We start from the raw sequence: 19,928 nt of genomic DNA, 5'->3' as shown, positions 1-19,928 counted from the left end.
AGCAAGCGTACGCCGTTGCTCACCCGTTCTGGTGTTGTGTCCGTCAAAGGCGTCGTTGCCGTCATCCGATGGATCCCAGGTTCGAAAGTGTTCACCCGACATGGGGTGGGACGGGGCGAGCGGCGTTGGCGTTCAAGTCAGCATGTCCGGTATGACGGCGACGTGAACCGTATCGCTGACGGACGCCATCGTGTCCGTCGTCGTATCCGTAACGTTCGCGACGATCGTCAGATCAAGGTCCGCGCTTGAGTGCGGAATGATGGCCAGCCCCACCAGATCTTCGAGATCGAGCGTGTAGCTCCCATCCGGATTGAGCGTGCCGGCAGTCAACTCGTCGTCGTTCCCGACACCGTCGATCGTGATCGCCACCATTTCCGTCGCCGTGAGGTCGCTGAGCTGAATGGTCAGGGGAGTCTCCGCTTCCTCCAGGGCGCCGCCGCCGAGCCGAACCGACAGGCCCGGTGCCTCGGCGACGTTGAGAACTTTGACGGACACGTCGAAAGACGAGGTCGTGCTTGTTGAGACCTTGGCATCGCGGACGGAAATTTGCACCTGAAGCACGGTCGGGCCCGGGTCCGTCGCGGTCAGGGTCAGGCCGTCGAGATCTTCCGCAGCCAGCTTCCAGGAGCCATCGCCGTTGTCCTTGCCGGCGGAGAACTTCATTCTGTCGGTAAGCCCGGACACGGTGATGTCAGCCACGTCGGATGGCGAAACGGCACCGAGGTCGATGTCGAATGCCGCGGCCGTGTTTTCAATGATCACGCCGTCCGCCTCGGTGGATACGTGAGGGGTATTCTCGGGCATCCCCTCGGTCGCAGGCTCGGGTGTCGTGACCGGCTTATCCCCGCGCATAGTGGAACCTTGCGGAGTCCGCAGCCGTCACGTTTCCATCGATTGAGCTCATGGAAACGGATAACGAAACTTCACCCGTGAAATCAGCGGGGGGGCGAACGACACCCTTCCATTTCCTCCGCAAGGAGGGTCCATGTGCCGTCGCCATTGTCCTCACCGGCAGAGAATATGGCGCCGGGAGGATGCCCGGAGATGGTCACCAGGTGCGGATCGGGCACGGCGGCGATGATCGTTATCGGAATGCCTGCAATCTTGAGACCGGGCGGGTATCGGACATAGCCCCCGCTTCCGCCGCCCTCTGCCTCCACGAAGACGGTGAAACCATCGGTGACAGACGCGACGTCCGTCCCGTCGACCGCGGTTGCGGTGACGGTTAGATCGATCTCGCCATTGAAGGCTTCGGGCGGAGTGAGCGTCAGTCCGAAGAGTTCTTCTGGCGTGAGCATCCATGTGCCATCGCTATTGTCGAGGCCTACGGACAAGGTCGCGCCTTCCGGCACCCCGGTAATGACGACGCTCATCGCATCGGGCGAGGTCACGGCGATGTCGAGCGCAATGGCGCTGTCCTCGGTGCCGGAAACATCGGCGACGGACAGGACGAGTGGATCTTGCGGGCTCGTCGGTTTGGTAGAAGCTGCTTGCGTACCCACCGGGGGGGCCGGGACGGAGAAGGGAGCGGGCGCCATTTCCGCGGCGCTGATGGTCGGCGCAGCACCAGTCTCGTCCAGATCGGGAGAGGCAGTGTCGCCAATGGGCGGAGTCGACATGACTTCAGCCGGGGTGGGTGCCGCGGTTTCGACGACAGAAATGTTGAACTCGGACGTTGACGCAGATGACGGCGGCGGCGGTTGAGTAGCCTGCACGGCAGGCTCCCCGGCATCGTAAGGCAGAGGCGAAACATCGTCCAGGACAGCGCCTTCCTCCTCTACGCCCTTTGCGACGAAGGTGTGGGGAATAACGCTGCCCTGGTGAAGGGAGGATAATGCGGCGTCTTCTCGCGCAACCGCCCCCTTTCGATCGACATGATCCCTGGAGGCCGTGAGCGGTAATCCTCCATTTTCATTCTGATCTGTTGCCATCTGCTCCTCTCAACACTTTGCACGGCAGCCTGCTTCTGGCCACAATGACGGGAGATACCGATCTGACGATGAGTAATATACCTCTTAAAAATAATTTTTTATTATTATATGATTGTAATCAGAATGTAACTTTCACAATTTATTTTTTATTACCGATGTCGAGCAGCTCGGGGTGCATTCTCATTATTGATGATGACCCGTATATTAACATTTTACTTAACATTTATATTTCTTGTGAATCTTATGATGTCAGGATTGTATCCAATCCGGGTGAATTCGAGAAAGAAATACATACGTGGAGACCCGATGTCGCCTTGGTGAATCTCTGCCTTCCCGATGCGGATGGCCTCGATCTCGTCGGAATGCTGCGGCGGGAAACAGACGCCGGGATCATCATTATTTCCGGCAAGTCGTCGGATCTCGATCAGATCGTGGGACTGGAGACGGGCGCGGACGACTACGTCACGAAACCTTTCGAACCGCGCCATCTTCTCGCACGCATACGCAGCGTTGCGCGTCGGCGCCAGCGCAAGGACGCGGCTGGCGGCTTGATGCTCCGAGCTGCCGCCTGTTCGATGCCTATCAGCGGGAATACGTGCTTTCGGCCCAGGAGGCGATGCTGCTCAAGCACCTGATCAGCAATGCGGGTCAGGTGTTGTCGCGCCATGACCTGATGCAGGCCACGACGGGCAGAGACTGGCAATACATGGACAGGACCATCGACATACTCATCGCGCGGCTGAGGAAGAAGATCGAGGAAATTCCGACGCAACCGCGCAGGATCAAGATCGTCCACGGTGCCGGATGGCGGTTTCCGCCTCGCCTTACAATGCTGGAACAAAGCTCCTACCCGGTCGCAACTGCGTGGCGGGCAGAGGATCACTACTGGTTTTTACAGTGCACTGAACTTGCGGGAACCTCGAACTCAGGCGGCACAGTCACGTCCTCATGGTCATGAGCACCCAGACCGCGGAGTCACCGCGCGAGATGTCAGGCGTCGTGCCGAGGACCATTCCTCTCGCGCCGTTCGACGCCGTGTGCGCGGTCCTGTGCGCATCGATCCTGGTGAACGTGCTATCCATCACGACGCCGATCACGGCGCTGCTGATCTACGATTGCGTGCTGCCGAACGGCACCTTGCCCACCCTCGCGGTCCTGATTCTTTGTGCCGGGGGCATCGTCATCATCGATGCCGCCCTGCGCTTTTCGCGTGTTGCCATAATGACGCGAGCCGGCACCCGCTACGATCACGCGCAACGCGAAGTGCTGATGCAGCGCTTCATCACGCGGGCCAATCTGCCCGATCCCGGCCGCTCCGTGACGCAACTCACGGAGTCCCTGTCCGCCATTTCCGTGGTTCGCGAGTTCCGCTTTATGTTGCTGCAGGCAATAGTCGACATCCCGTTCGGGCTCGGCTTCATCGTCCTGATCGCGATCATCGGCGGTTGGCTTGCGCTGATCCCCGCCACCTTGTGTGCGGTCTTCGCGATCTGTGTTTTGGCGATTTCCGCGCTTAATGCACGCGTATCGGCCGAGATGCGGGCAAGTACCGGCCGGCAGAACGACTTCATCGGCCGCGTCTTTGACAACATGCTGATGCTGCGGGCAATCGCAGGTGAGTTGCCGATGACGGACCGCTTCGTCCGGCACCAGGTCGAGACCTCGTTCAATCTGCGCCGACAGGTGTTCGCGACGCTGGTTTCGCGCGACGTGAACGTGCTCTTCTCGCAAGCCCTGATCGCCTCGGTCGTGGTGGCGAGCGCATTGGCCGCGATCGGCGGAAACCTAACACTTGGTGGCCTGGCTGCCTGCACGCTGCTGGCCGGCCGGTCGCTGGAACCGTTGCAGACCGGGCTGCTCATCATCACCCAATACCGGCAGAACAAGCTTGCGCTGGTCGAGATCGGTGATGCTTTGGCCGGTAACGAGGCGGAGGAAAAACTGGCGCCGCCGAATTCCAGGCCATTTTGGTCCGGACCGCCAGACATCGAGATCAGAAATCTCAGCGTGGTTCATTTGGGCGGCGGACCGGCACGGCCGCTCGACAACCTGTCCATCGACATTGCCGGTGGCGAGTTCGTGACGATCACCGCGGACCGCGGGGCAGGCAAGACGACATTGGCCCGTGCCCTCCTCCGTCTGGCGCCGCTGGATGGTACGGTGCGCATGGGCGGGGTGGACGTCACGGCCGAGAACATCGATCTGGTCCGGCGCAACATCACCTTCATTCCAAGGGACCCGATGCTGCCGAGCGGTCGGCTGATCGACATCCTCACCGACGGCGACGAGAACTCCTACGCGGATGTCCGATGTCCGCTACCTGACGCATCTCACCGATCTCGACGAGGCCGTAAGACGCTTGTCGGAGGGCTACGACACCGAGATCAGGCAGAAGACGCAAGACCCTTCCCAACGGTTTTCGCCAACTTGTCGCGATCGTTCGCGGCCTCGCCAAGAAGCGCAAGGTTCTCATCTTCGATGAGGTTACGTTCTCGCTCGACGCTAGGAGTGAGCAGGACCTCTGGCGGCTTCTGACAATGCTCAAGGGCGAAGCGACCGTGGTGTTCTTCACGGATCACCCTGTCTTCTGCGCGCTCACCGACCGGCAGCTCATCATCGCCAACGTCTGGATCGCCGTTCCGGTCACGCAGGGAGGTTGGGGCGCATGACGCATCCGCGGACCAGTCCCGAGATGGTGCAGGCAGGGGGCGTGACGAGCACGGACCACGAGGGCATCCGCAAGCTGTTCCATTTGGTCGATGCCGATCTCACCCGTATCGACCTGAGCTTTATTGCGCCCACCGACCGCAGTCTCGACCTGGATGAATTGTGCAGGCTCGCGCTGCCGCTGTTCACGCTTGCCGTCTACGACCAGGTCCTTGCTGCGGGCGACCGCGTATTGCTCACGCTGCTGGCTCTCGGGGTTGCCATCGTACTCGTGTGCGACTTCTGCCTGCGAGGGCTGCGCAGCACGGTCCTGTCGCGGACAGCCAGCCTGATCGACCTGAATGCGAAATCCCGGTTGGTCGGACGGCTGCTGCGTGCACCCTCCCTCGCCAGTATCAACATCAACAGTCGTTCCGGGCTGGCGCGGCTGAAGAATCTCGACCGTGCGCGCACCTTTTTCGTCGGCCCGATCGGTGCCGCCTGCCTCGAGGCGCCGTTCACGCTCCTCTATGTCGTCGCGCTGCTGGCGCCGTTGACGCGGCGCACCCGCAATGTCGCGCGCCAGACCGAGGAATACGGCGCGACCTGCTACGAGATCTCCAGCGGACTGGAAACGATCAAGCTGGAGGGCGCTGGGTCCTGGTGGTTCAACCGCTTCCGCGATGCATCGGCCCGCCTTGCGGAGATCGAACTGGTTCGCCAACGGGCATTGCAGGGGTGGTCGCAGATTGCCTCCAGCACGGAGACATCCCTCGCCGTGCTCGCCACCCTGGGCGCGGGGAGCTTCGTCGCCATCGACGGCAAGATAACCGTGGGCGCCCTGATCGCGTCGGTCGCCCTCGTTTGGCGGATGAGTGCTCCTCTTCCTTCCCTGATGCAGGGGTACCTGCGGTGGGACGAGATCCAGAATGCCGTTCGGTCCAGCACGGCGATCCTCGGCTCGGAACTCTCGCCGCTGCGGGAAAACCGGCTGAGCGGCCGCGGAGGTGGAATGCACGGCCGCGTCGCCTTCTCGTCCGTCATGATGACCTATGAACGGGGGCAGACGGCTGCTCTGCGAAACGTCAGTTTCGAGATCAACCCGGGCGATATCGTCGCCATTACCGGGCACTCCGGCTCAGGCAAGTCGACACTGCCCGACCTCATCGCCGGCTTGCGCGAACCGCAATTCGGTACCGTCACCATCGATGGCGTCAATCCGCGGCAAATCTCCAACAGCGCCCTGCGCCAGTCGATTGGATACCTGGCGCGGGACCAGCGCACCTTGCCGATCTCGATCGCAGACTTCTTCAACCTGGGGGTCGAAGCAGAAGCCGGGTCGATGCGCAACGTCGTGTGCGGCCAGTTGAACATATACGATCTGATCAAAGGATTGCCTTCCGGGTTCGCGACCCCGATGGCCGCGTTCGATCGTTTCAGCAGCCTCGTCAAGGTAATCGGTTTGGCGCGCGTTTTTCTCACCAACACGAACCTCATGCTTCTCGATGAACCCGACGCGGCAAGCGCTTCGGCGCGGCAGGGGCTGTTGGGCATCATCGAGGCCAACCGCGGGGTCCGGGGTCCGGACCATTATCATGGCCACGCACTTGCCGGAATTCATCGCGGCTGCGGACCGGGTGCTTGTCCTGAACCAGGGATCTCTGGTGCGCGATTGTGCGCCCGTGGATATCGTCACCAACGCCCAGGCGGATCAACGATGACCAAGGACACCAGTCTTGACGACGCACATCCCGGCGATGGGTTCGAGCCGATCGAACTCTTGACCGGCGAGGCCGCCGTGGTGGCGAACCAGCTATTCGACCGCAAGGGGACGAGCCGGTTTGCGACGATCGCCATCGCATTGATCTGCAGTTTCTTTGCCGGGCTTGGCATCTGGGCCTATTTCGTGCCGTTTGCGGAGATCTCCACGAGTTCCGGAGAGATTGTCCCCTCTGAGCAGATCCAGACGGTGCAACATCTGGAGGGCGGGATCGTGTCGAAGATCACGGTGAGCGAAGGCGAGCGCGTGACCGCGGGGCAGACCCTGCTGGAACTCGCGCCCGATATCGCTCGCTCCGAACTCTACCAGTTGCAGACACGGCTTTCGAGCGTGCTCTTGAGGATCGATCTGCTTCAGGCGACGCTCGAGGAGCGCAGTCCTGACCTCGATGGCGTGGAACCGCGCTACAAGCAGATTGCTGAGGTCGAGTTCAAGGCGCTGACGGCGAAACGCGAGAGCATCGACAGCCAGTCGACGGTCCTTTCGCAGCAGGTTCGCGAGCGCCGCGCGGAACTGAAGGCTCTTGAAGCGCAAGCGATCTCCGTATCCGAGCAGATTTCCCTGACCCGCGAGCAGATCGATGCAAGACAGTACCTCGTTGAAAAAGGGCCATTTTCGAGAATGCAACTGATCGAGCGCGCGCGCTTTCCGGCATGCTGGGGCAGAAGACAACGCTTGACATCGACGCGATCCGCATCCGGGAACGGATACTGGAGGCAGAGTCGCGCATCATCGAGTTGAAGGCGAAATACCAGGCGTAAATGGCCTCAGAACTCAGCCAGCTCACGCGCGAGGCGGCGGAACTGCAATTGAACATCGACCGGGCGCGCGACCGGGTTCAGCGGTTGGTGATCACCGCTCCCATGGCAGGGCGTATCAAGGGGTTGCAGACGCAGACGGTTGGCGGTGTCGTTGCTCCTGGCGCAACGGTTATGGAGATCGTGCCGGATCTCGCCCGTCCGCTGGTCGAAGTTCGCATCTCCACGCGCGACATTGGCCACATCCATCCCGGCCAGCAGGCGAAGATCAAGGTCCAGACCTACGACTACACGCGCTACGGCATGATCGAGGGACGTGTGGCCCGGATCTCTCCGACGACCTTTACTCCGGAGGAGGGCTCGCCCTACTACAAGGCTTATATCGATCCCGATGAAGAATTCGTCGGTGGCGACCGCGACCGGCCCGTCATCTCCGGCATGACTGTGATCGCGGACATCGTGACGGGCAATCGCAGTCTGCTGGCATATATCCTGTCGCCGATCAGGCTCAGCGTCGATGCCGCCTTGCGCGAACGCTGACCCGGTGGAGGCTGCAAGCTCCGGCCTGTGGCGGCGCGCTACGCCTCCTCGATCAGTTCCTTCCAGATGTCATGGATCTGCTGGGACAGCTTGATCGGTTCGAAAGGTTTGTGACGACGCCGGTTCGGCGTTCGGTCTTGAGCTGTCCAATGTCTTGCGGACGTGCCTTCGCCGTTATGAAGATGACGGGGAGATCGGCCGTCCTCTCCTGTTTGCGTAGGGCCTCCAGCGCTTCGCCCCCCGTCATCACGGGCATCATGACATCCAGAAGGACGAGATCTGGCTTGAATTCATCGACTTCGCGGAGGGCTTTGGCGCCGTCCGAACAATCCTTCACCTCGTATCCGCTGATACCCCTCAATGTCTTCGTGATGATCTTGCGAAGATCAGGTTCGTCATCCGCATAAAGAATCTTCTTCAGTTCGCTCAATTCGACCTCCCATACCAGGGCGATATTTGCACCGCGAATTCGAATGATCCGATACTTCACTATGATTTTGAAAAATTGATACGGAATAATATTACATAATATAAATAAATCGTCATCTATTATTAATTATATTAGATTATAAATATAAATATAAATATTGAATAAATTTGCATCAGAACTAATAGGTGATCTTTTTATCGGCCTTCGGCGTTTTTCCTTGGTAAGTGCAGCGAGAAAATCATGATTATCATTCAAGCTCTCGATTATATATGAATATTCCATGTACGGATAGTGATTATATTCCGCAATAGAAGATTGCAAAAACAATACAAAAATAATTAAAGTTAATAAATCACACTTTTATCATTTCGCTACATAAACTATTCGCGGAAAAAACAAGTCGAGATATTGGTATGACCGAGAACTATGACCGAGAACAATGGCATGGCCGCTGCGCTCATCGTTGATGACGACAAGGACTGGCTCAAGCTGGTGGAGATCATTCTGGCTGCTCAGGGGCTCCGAATGGAGGCTTGCGACAGCCCCGCAACCGCGCTCGACGTTGCGCAGCGTTTGCAGCCGAACCTGATCGTGCTGGATGTGATGATGGAGCGGATGGATGGCTTCCAGCTTCTTTGGCATCTGACGAACGACAATATCACCGCAGGTATCCCGATCGTGCTGCTGTCCTCGCGAGACCGCCCGGCAGATATCGACTGGGGCAGGCGCCTGGGTGCCGCCGACTACATTTCTAAGCATATGGCTGTCCGCGAACTGACCGAAACCCTTGCCCGGAAGGCCCACTCGCTGATGCAGGCGAGCTTGGCAGGGACAAGAGGTCTTGTCCCCGGTCGGGTCTGAGCGCCCGACCTTCGTCGTTCGCTTCGATGCAGAAATTCGCTTCAACCACCAAGCTGAGGCCGCTCGAATTCAAGCCGTTCCGGCGAAAATTCCACGGAGCCGCAATGTTTTCGCACATGAAACCGGAATGGTGTAACTTCGCATCCGGCTGCATCTCTCGAGTGGTTCTCTTGGCGCTGATTTACGTGCTGACGGGAAAACTCGGCCTGCTGCTTGCCGCTTTTCCCGGCTACGCCACGCTGATCTGGCCTCTCTCCGGTATCGCTGTCGGTGCGTTGATCCTGTGCGACCAGAAGATCTGGCCGGGCGTCTTCCTCGGATCCTTCGCTCTGAATGCCATCGTCGGCGGCGCTAACGTGACGCTGGAGAGCTGGATCAATGCCGATCTGTGGACCGCGGCCGTGATCGCCGGGGGTTCGACGTTGCAGGTCATCACCGCCCACATGCTGGTACGTTCCGCATTCGGCAAGCCGATCAGGTTGGAAAAATGGGGCGATGTCGGCAAGCTGACCCTGTTCGCAGGTCCCGTATCTTGCGTCATTGCCGCGAGCATAGGCACGTTCGCCCTGTATTCTGCGGACTCTCTTTCCGCTGAACAATTCTGGGACAGCTGGACAACCTGGTGGCTGGGAGATGTCATCGGCGTCCTGCTGCTGCCTTTGACGCTGTTTGCCGCCGGTCAGAAGGGAACGATCGTCTGGCGCGGTCAGCAGGTCGGCAATCTCCCCGGCAGCCTTCTCCTGATCCTCGTCATCCCCCTGGCGGCAACTTTCTACGCATGGCATGAGATCAGCCAGAACATCTACGATCGTGTCGAAACGCAGTTCTCCGCACTGGCGGAAGAAAACGAAGTTGCCCTTCGAAACCGGACGGCAGCTTACGAGACGGGTTTGCGCAGTGGGGTCGGGTTTCTTCGCCGGCACGACGGACATAAAGCCTTAGGAATGGGCGTCGTATACCGATGCTCTGGACGTTCAAAAGTTGTTTTCCGACATCAATGGCATCGGCTTCATTGCAAACGTGACGAGCGATGGTCTCGATGACTACATCGCGAGGGTCCGTGCGGAGGGCATTCCGGACTTCAAGAACCATCCCGAAGTCTCCGGCGACAACCACTTCATCATCCAGTACATCGAACCCGTCGACATCAACAAGGAAGCCGTTGGGCTCGACATCGCTTTCGAGAAAACCGCTACGAGGCTGCCACCCAGGCCAGGGATACCGGACACGCCGCCATCACGGGACGCATCCTGCTCGTGCAGGATGCGACCAAAAGCCCGGGGTTCCTGCTTCTCCAGCCGCTCTACCGGGAGAACGCGCCCACGAGCACGACCGCCCAGCGCCGAAAGGCGATTCAGGGCTGGGTCTACGCTCCGTTCATCGGTCGCAGCTTCCTGAAGGATCTGACCAAGGCGCAGGGGCACATGCTTCAACCTGCGGGTCTATGACGGCGTCACGCGTGACAAGAATGCGCTCATCTACGCCAACACCTCGCCAACGGAGACAGAGCAGCACACGTCGCGCTTCCAGCTCGTGAAGCAGATCGAGATCATGCAGAAGCCGTGGACGCTGGAATGAACCAGTACGCAGGAATTCGAGGCGGCAACGGCAAGCAACGAATCGCAATTGGTTCTGGGCGGAGGGCTGCTGCTGATGACCCTCTTCGGCATGTTACTGATGTTCTTCGTTCAGCGAACCGAGATCGTGTAGCAGCTTGTCGCCATCAAGATGCAGGAAATCGCGGCGAGCGAGGAAACGTTCCGCACGACAGAGGAAACGTTCCGCACGACAATGGATTCCGCTTCGGTGGGAATGATCCTGATGGAACTCGACGAGCGGATCGTGAACGTCAACACCGCGGCCTGCGAGTTCCTCGGCTATGCCCAGGAAGAACTCATCGATTGTCCGATCTCCATGCTGCTGCATCTCGACGACATCGAAGAATTGCATTCGGAGGTGGAGATGCGCATCGCCGGCCGGGCGCAAACCAGCCAGATGGAGCAACGTTGTATTTATCGCAGTGGGAGCGATGTCTGGGGGCTCGTGACCCCCTCTCGCGCGCGCCATGCCGACGGGTCGCCCCGCTACATCATCATCCAGGTTCTCGATATCACCGAGCGACGCGAGATGGACCGGCTGAAGGGGGAATTTATCTCCGTTGTCAACCACGAACTGCGTACGCCGCTCTCCTTGATCCGAGGGTCACTCGGCCTGTTCCTTGCCACCCTGGCGCCTGACTTCCCCGAGGATGACCGGGAACTGATCGAGATTGCCTACAAGAATTGCGAGCGGCTCATTCACCTGATCAACGACATTCTCGACATCGACAAGATCGCGGCGGGGAAGATGCGGTTTGATTTTCGCACGGCCGATCTCGAAAGCCTGATCGAATAGGCGGTCGAGGCCAACCACGCCTTTGCCGAGAGCTTCCATGTGAAGCTGACCCTCAAACATGTCGATCAGTCATTCGCCCGCGTCGACGAGGAGCGCATGATTCAGATTCTGACCAACCTGCTTTCCAATACCTCGAAATTTTCGCCGGCCGGAGGAGAAGTGGTGATCGAAATGCACCACGTCGATAACCAGGCCCGGATCTCGATCCATGACAGCGGTCCCGGAATCCCGGCTGAATTCCGCGAAAAGATCTTCATGCGGTTCAGCCAGGCGGACAGTTCTGCCGGACGCGAGAAGGGCGGGACAGGACTGGGATTGCACATCAGCCAGCATATCATCGAGCAGATGGGCGGGAAGATCTACTTCGAGACCGAGGAAGGCATTGACACCACGTTCTACGTGGATCTTCCCCTGGCCGAGCCAGCAGAACTGGAAGAGCGCTCACCCCAGGCGGCGTCGCTTGCCGCCGGTCAGTCCGAGGGCCAGTCTGTGGGGCGTCCGGGGGTCAGCCTGCGAGGCAAGCAGGCGGTGAGAAGCGTGTATCGCGCATCCTGCATATCGAAGACGACGTCGACCTCAGCCAGATGCTGGCAATCGCCTTGCACAACCGGGTCGACCTCGTGAGTGCCGCGACGCTGCGCGACGCCAAGGCCCTGCTTGCCAAGGAGGCGTTCGATCTGATCCTCCTGGAGCCGACCATGACCGAACTATCGGGCACGGAAGTCATCGCGCAGATTTCGTCCGGCGGGCAGAACCCTCCCCCGCCCATCGTAGTGCTCTCGGCCGAGGAGATCTCCGACGACGTGCGCGATCCGGTTGCCGCGGCAATGACCAAGTCACGGCTCCCCGACGAGGTTGTCGTCAGTACGATTCTGAAGCAGGTGGCGCGACAATGTGATGGGCCGGAAGGAAATCCAGAAATAAAGATCAATAAGATCAACTGGATAAAAAGATAAATGGCGGAGAGAGAGGGATTCGAACCCTCGGAACGCTTGCGCGCTCAACGGTTTTCGAGACCGCCCCGTTCGACCACTCCGGCACCTCTCCGCAAAAGGGCCGTCACGTCGGCTAGCGGCGTGGAACGTACACATGGGTCCGCCCCCGTGCAAGGCCCGCTGCGGGCAAGTTGGCCTCTCTTGTGGTCGATGCGGTGCGCAACCCCGGAAAACCGCAGGTTTTTGGCAATATAACCTGTATATAATGTCGCCGTTCTCTGCGCAGGATCTCTCGCAGACGTGTTTGTCTGCCCGTGGCCGGGGCGGGGGAAGCCTGACGCCGCTTCGTCGCGGCCGTTTCGGACCGTGCGGAAAAAAGCTTCGAAAAGCGCGGAATTCCCGGATCAGCCGTTGACGCGAAGGGGTGAAACCGCATACTGCAGCATGCTCCGCGCGTGGCGGGATACGCTCGCCCAGCGTGCTGTCCGAAGGCTCCTCGACGCTTCCAACGTCGTCAGCGACCTGCCGGTCCGACGATGACGCGTCCACCAAAGGCCGCGAATTCCGCGGCGCCGAAGGGTGCGCACAAGGTCCGTGAAAGTGCTGTTGGATGTAAAGGCACGCGCGGCGAAGGCAAAAGGACGTCAGCGATGTTCGCTGTTATCAAGACGGGCGGCAAGCAGTATCGCGTTGCCGCAGACGACCTCCTGAAGGTCGAAAAGGTTTCCGGCGAGGCCGGCGATACCGTGACTTTCGACACCGTGCTCATGGTCGGTGGCGAGACGGAGACAGTGATCGGCACGCCGACTGTTGAGGGCGCCTCCGTGGCGGCCGAGGTGGTGGAACAGGTGCGCAACCGCAAGGTTGTCATCTTCAAGAAGCGGCGCCGCCAGAACTACCGCCGCACCAAGGGTCACCGCCGGGAGGTGACGTTGGTCCGGATCTCCGATATCCTGACCGGCGGCGCCAAGCCGAAGGCGAAGAAGCTGGTCAAGACGGAAGCAGCTGCTGCGGCGGAAGTCGCGGGCGGCGCCGACGACCTGAAGAAGCTTACGGGCCTTGGCCCGGCGATCGAGAAGAAGCTGAATGCCGCGGGTGTCACCACCTACGCGCAGATCGCTTCGATGACGGCCGATGATGTGGCGCGCGTGGAAGAAGAAGCCGGTCTGAAGGGCCGTTTCGAGCGCGACAATTGGGTCGAGCAGGCCAAGGAACTCGCCGGCAAGTAAGCCGGGCGGACAGACAGGACAAGATGGGGCATCCCGCAGGCGCTTGAAGCGCCGCATGCCTCGGCAAGGTTTAGGAGATGCGTCATGGCTCACAAAAAAGCAGGCGGTTCGTCGCGTAACGGCCGCGATTCGGTAGGTCGTCGTCTAGGCGTGAAGAAGTTCGGTGGCGAAGCCGTCATTCCGGGCAACATCATTCTACGTCAACGCGGTACCAAGTGGCACCCAGGCAACAATGTCGGTATGGGTAAAGACCATACGATTTTTGCCAAGGTAGAAGGCCGCGTCGAGTTTACCGCGGAAGCCAACGGCCGAACATACGTATCCGTACTTCCGACGGTGGTGGAAGCAGCGGAATAAAGACCGGCGTATGATTTCACTAGATTGCCGGTGTCTCATCGACCCGGTGGTCTGAAAAGGCCGATTTGAGATCAGGGGAGGTGGGACAAAAACCCATCTCCCTTTTTCTTTTGCCCACCGTGTAGACAAGGACCAGATCGGAGAAAGTCATGGTTTTGGAAAGAGATAGCCTCTTGGAAGGCGAAAAGTACGAAGATCCCAACCCTCTGGCGGCGGCTCGTCCCGCACTGACGCTAGAGCACCTCAAACTCGACCGTCCGACGATGGATGACGCCGCCGATATCGTATTCCTCGCCAATAACCGTCATGTGGCGGAAATGCTGGCGCGCATGCCGCACCCGTATGGTCTGGCCGACGCCCGCAAGTGGATTGAGAGCACTTATTCGCTGGAGCACGGCACCACGAATTTCGCGGTGCGATTGAAGTCCATCGGCCGCATCATCGGCGCCTGCGGATATCAGTTCGGGCCCGTCGGTCACGGCAGCGAACCGGAACTCGGCTACTGGATCGGCAAACCCTTCTGGGGCCACGGTTATGCCACCGAGGCGGCCCAGGCGATCATCGATCACGCCTTCACGGTCACCGGACATCGCGCGATCCTGGCCTCCTGCCGGCTCACCAACCCGGCCTCGCGGCGGGTCATCGAGAAGTGCGGCTTCCAGTACAGTGAAAGCGGCATGATGCGCTCGCTAGCCCACGGCGACGTAACGGTTCCGGTGGAGACCTACCGTCTCGACCGCAAGACCTGGGAAGCTCTCAAGGGCTGGAGCACGGTGGGGTAAAGACCGTTGATCCGCGTATTTCAGAGTTGCCCGGGAGCCCGTGCGTAAGATCAAGGCTCCCGGGATGACCTGAAATCCCGGGAATTTTCGGGTATTTTCGGGGAGTGCCCCGGAAAGACCACCCCAGAAGAATCCCTCTGGGCAGCTTATCGATGAATGACCCGCGATCAGTGACGCGTTTCCAGGGCACTGTCGAAGCGGCGAAAAGAGGCATCGTGGCGTCGGGAAAACGGCCAAGGGCCGTTCCAGCCGTTGTACCTTCCCTCCGAAATCGGCTATTCACTCAGCACCCTGCGCGTCAACTTCTCGAAATTCGCGCCCAGAACCTGAGTCCTCAACATGAAATTCCTCGACCAGGCGAAGGTTTATGTACGTTCCGGCGACGGCGGTGCCGGATCGGTTTCCTTCCGCCGCGAGAAATACATCGAATATGGCGGACCCGACGGCGGTGACGGCGGGCGCGGTGGCGATGTGTGGGTGGAATGCGTGGAAGGTCTCAACACGCTCATCGACTATCGCTACCAGCAGCATTTCAAGGCCAAGACCGGCGGCCACGGCATGGGCAAGAACCGCACCGGCGCCAAGGGCCCTGACATCATTTTGAAAGTGCCGGTGGGGACGGAAATCCTAGAAGAGGATAACGAGACCCTGATCGCTGATATGACGGAGGTCGGCCAGAAGCTGCTTTTGCTGCGCGGTGGCAACGGCGGTTTCGGCAACGCCCATTTCAAGACATCGGTCAATCAGGCTCCGCGCCGCGCCAATTCCGGCCTGGAAGGCCAGGACAAGTGGATTTGGCTGCGCCTGAAGCTGATTGCGGATGCCGGTCTCGTCGGTCTGCCCAATGCGGGCAAGTCGACCTTCCTCGCCTCCGTCTCCCAGGCCAAGCCCAAGATCGCGGATTATCCCTTCACCACGTTGCACCCCAATTTGGGCGTCGTCGGCGTGGACGGGCGCGAATTCGTCATGGTGGATATCCCCGGCCTCATCGAAGGCGCGCACGAGGGCGTCGGCATCGGCGATCGCTTCCTCGGCCATGTGGAGCGCACGCGCGTGCTGCTGCACCTGATCGATGCGACTCAGGACTACCCCGCAGACGCCTACCGGGTGGTGCGCGGCGAGTTGGAAGCCTACGGTCAGGGCCTTGAAGACAAGGTGGAGATCGTCGCCCTGTCGAAGATCGATGCGTTGGATGCGGAGATGCGCGAACTGGTGCGCGAGGACCTGGCGAAAGCCGGGACCAAGCCGATCATGCTCTCCTCGGCATCCGGTGAGGGAGTGACGGAGGCGCTCAGAATGATTCGGCGCGCTATTGAAACGCTGGACGGCCAAGCGGAGGACGACCTGCCGGCATCTGATGAAGAAAGCTGACAGCCCTGATGCTCAATCTCGAGGATCATTCCCGCATCGTCGTCAAGATCGGCTCCGCGCTGCTTGTCGAGGAAGGTCACCTCAAGCGCGACTGGTTGAATTTTCTCGCCGATGATCTTTGCCGGCTCACCAAGCGCGGTACGGAGGTGATCGTCGTCTCGTCGGGCGCCATTGCGCTGGGGCGCGGCGTGCTGGGCCTGCCCAAGGGCGTGCTGAAGCTTGAGGAAAGCCAGGGGGCGGCCGCCGTCGGTCAGATCGAATTGGCCGAGGCCTATCAGAAAATCTTCGCCCATCGCGGCATGACGACGGGCCAGGTTCTGCTCACTCTTCGCGACACCGAACAGCGCCGCCGCTATCTCAATGCGCGCGCCACCGTCTCCACGCTTTTGAAGCTCGGTGCGGTGCCGGTGATCAACGAGAACGACACGGTCGCCACCACGGAAATCCGTTATGGCGACAATGATCGCCTCGCTGCCCGCGTCGCCACGATGGTGAGCGCGGATTGTCTGGTGCTGTTGTCCGATATCGATGGGCTCTACACCGCGCCGCCTGCGGAAAATCCGCTGGCCGAGCACATCCCGGTGGTGGAGCGCATCACGCGGGAAATCGAGTCGATGGCGGGGGCGGTCGGTTCGGAGTTGTCGCGCGGCGGCATGAAGACCAAGATCGAGGCTGGCAAGATCGCCACCAATGCGGGCACCGCGATGGTGATCGCCAGCGGCAAGCGGCTCCATCCGCTGACCAATATCGCGCAGGGCGGACGCTGCACCTGGTTCAAGGCGCATTCCACGTCCGCCACCGCGCGCAAGACCTGGATCGCCGGTCAGCTCAAGCCGACGGGGCAGGTGACGATCGACGCCGGGGCGGAAAAGGCGCTGCGCAAGGGCAAGAGCCTGCTGCCGGCCGGAGTGACGGACGTGTCCGGACGCTTTCAGCGCGGCGACACGGTCTGTATTGTGGATGCGTCCGGCCGGGAGATCGGCCGAGGTCTCGTCGCCTATGATTGCGACGACGCGGTCCGTCTGGTCGGGCACAGATCGCGCGAAATCGAATCGATCCTCGGCTATAGCAGCCGGGCGGAAATGATCCATCGCGACGACATGGTCCTCGGCGATGACGACTAGGATGAGGGGCGGGCGAGAGCGCGTTCCCTGCGACTGAAAGGGCCGGAAGGGCCTGCAGTGATTAAGGGATGGCAGTGATGTTGAACCAGTCGGTTGTCCGGGAAGCCGGCGCCATTGGCACGGTAATGCTCCAAATCGGTGCGAAGGCGCGCGCAGTCGCCCGTCAACTCGCCAACACGCCGACGGATGCAAAGAACGCCGCGCTCAAGGCCATGGCGGAGGCGTTGCGCGCCAACTGCGACAGGATCCTTGCCGCCAACGCGCTCGACGTGGAGGAGATGAAGTCGAGATCTCTCGCCCATTCCTTCATCGATCGCGGCACGTTGGACACGGCACGCGTGGAGGCGATGGCGCTGGGCATTGAGGCGATTGCGGAGCTGCCCGATCCTATCGGCCGCATCACGGAAGCCTGGGATAGTCCCAACGGGCTGCATATCGAGCGGGTCAAGACGCCGCTGGGCGTCATCGGCATCATCTATGAAAGCCGTCCCAACGTGACCGTCGATGCCGGAGCGCTGTGCCTGAAGGCGGGCAATGCGGCGGTCCTGCGCGGCGGTTCCGATGCCTTCCGCACCTGCGAGGCGATCGCCGAGTGCATGCGGCAGGGACTGATCGCCGAAGGACTGCCGGAGGCCGCCATCCAGCTCGTGCCCACCACGGACCGGGCTGCCGTCGGTCACATGCTGGCCGGGCTCGACGGCAATATCGACGTGATCGTGCCGCGCGGCGGCAAGAGCCTCGTTGCCCGCGTGCAGCAGGAGGCCCGCGTTCCCGTCTTCGCGCATCTGGAAGGACTGGTGCACATTTTCGTCGATCGCGACGCCGATCTCGAAAAGGCGATCTCCATCGTCGTTAATTCCAAGATGCGGCGCACCGGCATTTGCGGCGCGGCGGAAACGCTGCTGGTCGATCAGGCCTGCGCCAAGACCTACCTCAAACCGCTGGTCGATGCGCTCCAGACAGCGGGCTGCGTCATCCGCGGCGATGCCGCCACGCGCGCGCTCGTCCCCGAAGCGGAGGCCGCGGTCGCCGCCGACTGGAACACCGAATATCTCGACGCCATCATCTCGGTGAAAGTGGTTGAGGGTCTCGCTGAGGCCATCGAGCATATCGAGACCCACGGCTCCCATCACACCGATTGCATCATCACGGAGAACCAGGCCACCGCCGATCGTTTTCTGGCGGAGGTTGATTCCGCCATCGTGCTCCACAACGCCTCCACCCAGTTCGCCGACGGCGGCGAATTCGGCTTCGGCGCGGAGATCGGCATTGCGACGGGGCGCATGCATGCGCGCGGCCCCGTCGGGCTGGAACAGCTAACCAGCTTCAAGTACCGCGTTCACGGCACCGGCCAGACAAGACCGTGACGCCACCGCTCCGCGAAGATCTCATCTCCGGCCAGGGAGGCTGGCGGATCGGAACGCCGCCGGAATGGCTGCGTCTGCCGTCGGCCGGCTACGGCCAGCGCATCGGCCTGTTCGGCGGTTCGTTCAACCCACCCCATTCCGGCCATGCGCTCGTCAGCCGTACGGCCATGCGTCGCCTCAAGCTCGGCCATGTCTGGTGGCTAGTGACCCCCGGCAATCCGCTGAAAGAGCTGAACGAACTGGCGCCGCTGGAAACCCGCGTGCATCTGGCGGCCGCCTGCGCCGACGATCCGCGCGTCACCGTCACCGCCTGGGAGGCGTGGCTCGGCACCGCCTGTTCCGCGCAGACGGTTGCCGCATTGAAGATGCGTCGGCCCGATCTCAAGTTCGTCTGGGTGATGGGGGCGGACAATCTTGCCACCTTCCACCGCTGGCAGGCCTGGCGCTCCATCATCGATACGGTGCCGGTCGCCGTGGTCGACCGGCCGGGCGCCGAACTGGCCGCGCTGTCGTCGCCCGCTGCGCGCACCTATGCCCGCTTCCGCGTGCCGGAAAGGGATGCGGCCACGCTTCCCGGCGGCTCCATGCCCGCCTGGACCTTCCTTCACACTCCGCGCGATCCGGCGTCATCCACCGAAATCCGACGGGCCGGAATCTGGGCGATCTAGACGCGGTTCTGCACGGCAGGGTAGCGCTGTCACAGAGAGTTCGCGTTACCGTCCGTAGTCCTGCTCTGGCGCCAAGTCTTGAATTCGCCCCCTTGCGTGCCTTACCTTGGGAGCAGGAGCGGAAGGATCTTGCGTTTGCACCGTTTCCTGCGCTCTGGCAGGCACAACCTGGTTTTGCACAAATGTCATCGACTCATTGCAGCATGACAGGCGTGCAGGATCGACCTGCCGATCGAGTGGCGTGACATCCCGGCGAATGAGCGTACGGGGTGCGAGAAATGGAGAACATGGCGAAGGGCACGACCCCCTGAACATGCCATTGAATAGTGAGGACACGGTTTTGGCCGATCCTCAGACTGCAGCCGTCCGCACCGGAAAGTTTGCGGATCCGCTGCCTGCCGTCCTTGCGAGCCTGACCGATTCCAAGGCCGAGGACATCGTTTCCATCGACATCAAGGGCAAGATCGCGATCGCCGACAACATGGTCGTCGCATCGGGGCGTTCGCATCGACATGTCGGCGCGATCACCGATCACCTTGTCCGCGATCTCAAGAATGCGGGCTTCGGAGCGCCGCGCGTCGAAGGGCTGCCCAATTGCGACTGGGTCCTTGTCGATGCCAGTGATGTCGTCGTCCACCTCTTCCGCCCCGAAGTTCGCAGCTTCTACAACCTGGAGAAGATGTGGTCGGCGGATGCGGAGACGGCGCCGCAATATTCGAACTGACGGCTGACCGAAGACCCTGCTCGCATCATGG

The 19,928-nt window shown here is 60.8% G+C and carries 23 protein-coding genes, 1 tRNA gene and 1 pseudogene; 20 read left to right on the top strand and 5 right to left on the bottom strand.

Annotated features, from left to right (window positions below):
• Positions 1-132 precede the first annotated feature (132 nt).
• Together QNJ43_RS23910 and QNJ43_RS23905 are read right to left on the bottom strand one after the other, a co-directional pair.
• Positions 133-762, bottom strand: coding sequence for a hypothetical protein (locus QNJ43_RS23910; RefSeq protein WP_300473921.1), 630 nt, complete (start codon positions 760-762; stop codon positions 133-135).
• 173 nt (positions 763-935) lie between these two features.
• Positions 936-1,619, bottom strand: coding sequence for a hypothetical protein (locus QNJ43_RS23905; RefSeq protein WP_300473919.1), 684 nt, complete (start codon positions 1,617-1,619; stop codon positions 936-938).
• A 329-nt stretch (positions 1,620-1,948) separates the two neighbouring features.
• Here QNJ43_RS23905 and QNJ43_RS23900 point away from each other — a divergent pair, with 329 nt between their 5' ends.
• The 6 genes from QNJ43_RS23900 to QNJ43_RS23875 are packed head-to-tail and all read left to right on the top strand — an operon-like array spanning position 1,949 to position 7,655.
• Positions 1,949-2,566, top strand: a complete 618-nt coding sequence (locus QNJ43_RS23900; protein ID WP_300473916.1) for a response regulator transcription factor — start codon at positions 1,949-1,951, stop codon at positions 2,564-2,566.
• A complete protein-coding gene (locus QNJ43_RS23895) occupies positions 2,548-2,889 on the top strand; it encodes a helix-turn-helix domain-containing protein (protein ID WP_300473914.1) in 342 nt (113 codons plus the stop codon). Before QNJ43_RS23900 ends, QNJ43_RS23895 begins: the two co-directional genes overlap by 19 nt.
• Positions 2,886-4,466, top strand: a complete 1,581-nt coding sequence (locus QNJ43_RS23890) for an ATP-binding cassette domain-containing protein (RefSeq protein WP_300473912.1) — start codon at positions 2,886-2,888, stop codon at positions 4,464-4,466. Before QNJ43_RS23895 ends, QNJ43_RS23890 begins: the two co-directional genes overlap by 4 nt.
• Before the next feature lie 2 nt (positions 4,467-4,468).
• Positions 4,469-4,600 (top strand): hypothetical protein, encoded by a 132-nt coding sequence (locus QNJ43_RS23885; RefSeq protein ID WP_300473910.1) that lies wholly within the window; start codon positions 4,469-4,471, stop codon positions 4,598-4,600.
• Positions 4,597-7,098, top strand: a complete 2,502-nt coding sequence (locus QNJ43_RS23880) for an ATP-binding cassette domain-containing protein (protein ID WP_300473907.1) — start codon at positions 4,597-4,599, stop codon at positions 7,096-7,098. The genes QNJ43_RS23885 and QNJ43_RS23880 overlap by 4 nt, the downstream gene beginning before the upstream one ends.
• Before the next feature lie 20 nt (positions 7,099-7,118).
• Positions 7,119-7,655, top strand: a complete 537-nt coding sequence (locus tag QNJ43_RS23875; RefSeq protein ID WP_300473905.1) for an HlyD family efflux transporter periplasmic adaptor subunit — start codon at positions 7,119-7,121, stop codon at positions 7,653-7,655.
• A 52-nt stretch (positions 7,656-7,707) separates the two neighbouring features.
• On the opposite strand, the gene QNJ43_RS23870 is transcribed toward QNJ43_RS23875, so the two are convergent.
• Complete coding sequence (locus QNJ43_RS23870; protein ID WP_300473902.1) at positions 7,708-8,085, bottom strand: response regulator; 378 nt, start codon at positions 8,083-8,085, stop codon at positions 7,708-7,710.
• 444 nt (positions 8,086-8,529) lie between these two features.
• Between QNJ43_RS23870 and QNJ43_RS23865 the strand changes: the two genes are divergently transcribed.
• From QNJ43_RS23865 to QNJ43_RS23855, 3 genes and pseudogenes are all read left to right on the top strand, one after another.
• Complete coding sequence (locus QNJ43_RS23865) at positions 8,530-8,946, top strand: response regulator (protein WP_300473900.1); 417 nt, start codon at positions 8,530-8,532, stop codon at positions 8,944-8,946.
• Positions 8,947-9,062: 116 nt separating this feature from the next.
• On the top strand, positions 9,063-9,989 hold the full coding sequence (locus QNJ43_RS23860) for an MASE1 domain-containing protein (protein WP_300473898.1): 927 nt from the start codon (positions 9,063-9,065) through the stop codon (positions 9,987-9,989).
• Positions 9,990-10,142: 153 nt separating this feature from the next.
• Positions 10,143-10,394: pseudogene (locus tag QNJ43_RS23855) on the top strand (CHASE domain-containing protein); the annotation flags it as partial.
• A 30-nt stretch (positions 10,395-10,424) separates the two neighbouring features.
• On the opposite strand, the gene QNJ43_RS23850 reads toward QNJ43_RS23855, so the two are convergent.
• A complete protein-coding gene (locus tag QNJ43_RS23850; RefSeq protein ID WP_300473896.1) occupies positions 10,425-10,616 on the bottom strand; it encodes a hypothetical protein in 192 nt (63 codons plus the stop codon).
• Between the two features lie 58 nt (positions 10,617-10,674).
• On the opposite strand from QNJ43_RS23850, the gene QNJ43_RS23845 reads away from it, so the two are divergent.
• The 3 genes from QNJ43_RS23845 to QNJ43_RS23835 are packed head-to-tail and all read left to right on the top strand — an operon-like array spanning position 10,675 to position 12,296.
• Positions 10,675-11,340, top strand: a complete 666-nt coding sequence (locus tag QNJ43_RS23845; RefSeq protein WP_300473894.1) for a PAS domain S-box protein — start codon at positions 10,675-10,677, stop codon at positions 11,338-11,340.
• 39 nt (positions 11,341-11,379) lie between these two features.
• Positions 11,380-11,964, top strand: coding sequence for an ATP-binding protein (locus QNJ43_RS23840; protein ID WP_300473892.1), 585 nt, complete (start codon positions 11,380-11,382; stop codon positions 11,962-11,964).
• Positions 11,925-12,296: a response regulator gene (locus tag QNJ43_RS23835; protein WP_300473889.1), complete on the top strand. Its 372-nt coding sequence runs from the start codon at positions 11,925-11,927 to the stop codon at positions 12,294-12,296. Before QNJ43_RS23840 ends, QNJ43_RS23835 begins: the two co-directional genes overlap by 40 nt.
• A gap of 1 nt (position 12,297) precedes the next feature.
• On the opposite strand, the gene QNJ43_RS23830 is transcribed toward QNJ43_RS23835, so the two are convergent.
• Positions 12,298-12,387, bottom strand: a tRNA-Ser gene (locus QNJ43_RS23830).
• Between the two features lie 538 nt (positions 12,388-12,925).
• Here QNJ43_RS23830 and rplU point away from each other — a divergent pair.
• From rplU to rsfS, 8 genes are all read left to right on the top strand, one after another.
• The gene (gene rplU, locus QNJ43_RS23825) at positions 12,926-13,504 is read left to right on the top strand and encodes a 50S ribosomal protein L21 (protein ID WP_300473886.1); all 579 of its coding nucleotides are present in this window, start codon (positions 12,926-12,928) and stop codon (positions 13,502-13,504) included.
• 84 nt (positions 13,505-13,588) lie between these two features.
• Entirely contained in the window at positions 13,589-13,861 is a 273-nt protein-coding gene (gene rpmA / locus QNJ43_RS23820) for a 50S ribosomal protein L27 (RefSeq protein ID WP_300473883.1), read from the top strand.
• A 173-nt stretch (positions 13,862-14,034) separates the two neighbouring features.
• Complete coding sequence (locus QNJ43_RS23815) at positions 14,035-14,643, top strand: GNAT family N-acetyltransferase (RefSeq protein ID WP_300473881.1); 609 nt, start codon at positions 14,035-14,037, stop codon at positions 14,641-14,643.
• Between the two features lie 339 nt (positions 14,644-14,982).
• Positions 14,983-16,014 (top strand): GTPase ObgE, encoded by a 1,032-nt coding sequence (obgE, locus tag QNJ43_RS23810; RefSeq protein WP_300473878.1) that lies wholly within the window; start codon positions 14,983-14,985, stop codon positions 16,012-16,014.
• Positions 16,015-16,022: 8 nt separating this feature from the next.
• Positions 16,023-17,138 (top strand): glutamate 5-kinase, encoded by a 1,116-nt coding sequence (proB, locus tag QNJ43_RS23805; protein ID WP_300473875.1) that lies wholly within the window; start codon positions 16,023-16,025, stop codon positions 17,136-17,138.
• 77 nt (positions 17,139-17,215) lie between these two features.
• Entirely contained in the window at positions 17,216-18,505 is a 1,290-nt protein-coding gene (locus tag QNJ43_RS23800; RefSeq protein WP_300473995.1) for a glutamate-5-semialdehyde dehydrogenase, read from the top strand.
• 68 nt (positions 18,506-18,573) lie between these two features.
• The gene (locus tag QNJ43_RS23795) at positions 18,574-19,173 is read left to right on the top strand and encodes a nicotinate-nucleotide adenylyltransferase (RefSeq protein WP_300473994.1); all 600 of its coding nucleotides are present in this window, start codon (positions 18,574-18,576) and stop codon (positions 19,171-19,173) included.
• A gap of 256 nt (positions 19,174-19,429) precedes the next feature.
• On the top strand, positions 19,430-19,897 hold the full coding sequence (gene rsfS, locus QNJ43_RS23790) for a ribosome silencing factor (RefSeq protein WP_346433108.1): 468 nt from the start codon (positions 19,430-19,432) through the stop codon (positions 19,895-19,897).
• The last annotated feature ends 31 nt before the right edge of the window (positions 19,898-19,928 follow it).

This window comes from Breoghania sp. (genome assembly GCF_030066895.1).
Lineage (GTDB): Bacteria > Pseudomonadota > Alphaproteobacteria > Rhizobiales > Stappiaceae > Breoghania.
Note: the sequence above shows the minus strand (reverse complement) of the source record. Positions and strands in the feature narration are given on the sequence as shown.

Excerpts from the sequence above, each read along its gene's own strand:
- QNJ43_RS23890 (WP_300473912.1), top strand. The coding sequence starts at position 2,886 with ATGAGCACCCAGACCGCGGAGTCACCGCGCGAGATGTCAGGCGTCGTG.
- rsfS (WP_346433108.1), top strand. The coding sequence starts at position 19,430 with ATGAGCGTACGGGGTGCGAGAAATGGAGAACATGGCGAAGGGCACGAC.
- QNJ43_RS23895 (WP_300473914.1), top strand. The coding sequence starts at position 2,548 with ATGCTGCTCAAGCACCTGATCAGCAATGCGGGTCAGGTGTTGTCGCGC.
- rplU (WP_300473886.1), top strand. The coding sequence starts at position 12,926 with ATGTTCGCTGTTATCAAGACGGGCGGCAAGCAGTATCGCGTTGCCGCA.
- QNJ43_RS23850 (WP_300473896.1), bottom strand. The coding sequence starts at position 10,616 with ATGCCGAAGAGGGTCATCAGCAGCAGCCCTCCGCCCAGAACCAATTGC.
- QNJ43_RS23880 (WP_300473907.1), top strand. The coding sequence starts at position 4,597 with ATGACGCATCCGCGGACCAGTCCCGAGATGGTGCAGGCAGGGGGCGTG.
- QNJ43_RS23835 (WP_300473889.1), top strand. The coding sequence starts at position 11,925 with ATGCTGGCAATCGCCTTGCACAACCGGGTCGACCTCGTGAGTGCCGCG.
- QNJ43_RS23875 (WP_300473905.1), top strand. The coding sequence starts at position 7,119 with ATGGCCTCAGAACTCAGCCAGCTCACGCGCGAGGCGGCGGAACTGCAA.
- proB (WP_300473875.1), top strand. The coding sequence starts at position 16,023 with ATGCTCAATCTCGAGGATCATTCCCGCATCGTCGTCAAGATCGGCTCC.
- QNJ43_RS23845 (WP_300473894.1), top strand. The coding sequence starts at position 10,675 with ATGCAGGAAATCGCGGCGAGCGAGGAAACGTTCCGCACGACAGAGGAA.
- QNJ43_RS23860 (WP_300473898.1), top strand. The coding sequence starts at position 9,063 with ATGAAACCGGAATGGTGTAACTTCGCATCCGGCTGCATCTCTCGAGTG.
- QNJ43_RS23905 (WP_300473919.1), bottom strand. The coding sequence starts at position 1,619 with ATGTCGACTCCGCCCATTGGCGACACTGCCTCTCCCGATCTGGACGAG.
- QNJ43_RS23885 (WP_300473910.1), top strand. The coding sequence starts at position 4,469 with ATGCTCAAGGGCGAAGCGACCGTGGTGTTCTTCACGGATCACCCTGTC.
- QNJ43_RS23865 (WP_300473900.1), top strand. The coding sequence starts at position 8,530 with ATGGCCGCTGCGCTCATCGTTGATGACGACAAGGACTGGCTCAAGCTG.
- obgE (WP_300473878.1), top strand. The coding sequence starts at position 14,983 with ATGAAATTCCTCGACCAGGCGAAGGTTTATGTACGTTCCGGCGACGGC.
- QNJ43_RS23800 (WP_300473995.1), top strand. The coding sequence starts at position 17,216 with ATGTTGAACCAGTCGGTTGTCCGGGAAGCCGGCGCCATTGGCACGGTA.
- rpmA (WP_300473883.1), top strand. The coding sequence starts at position 13,589 with ATGGCTCACAAAAAAGCAGGCGGTTCGTCGCGTAACGGCCGCGATTCG.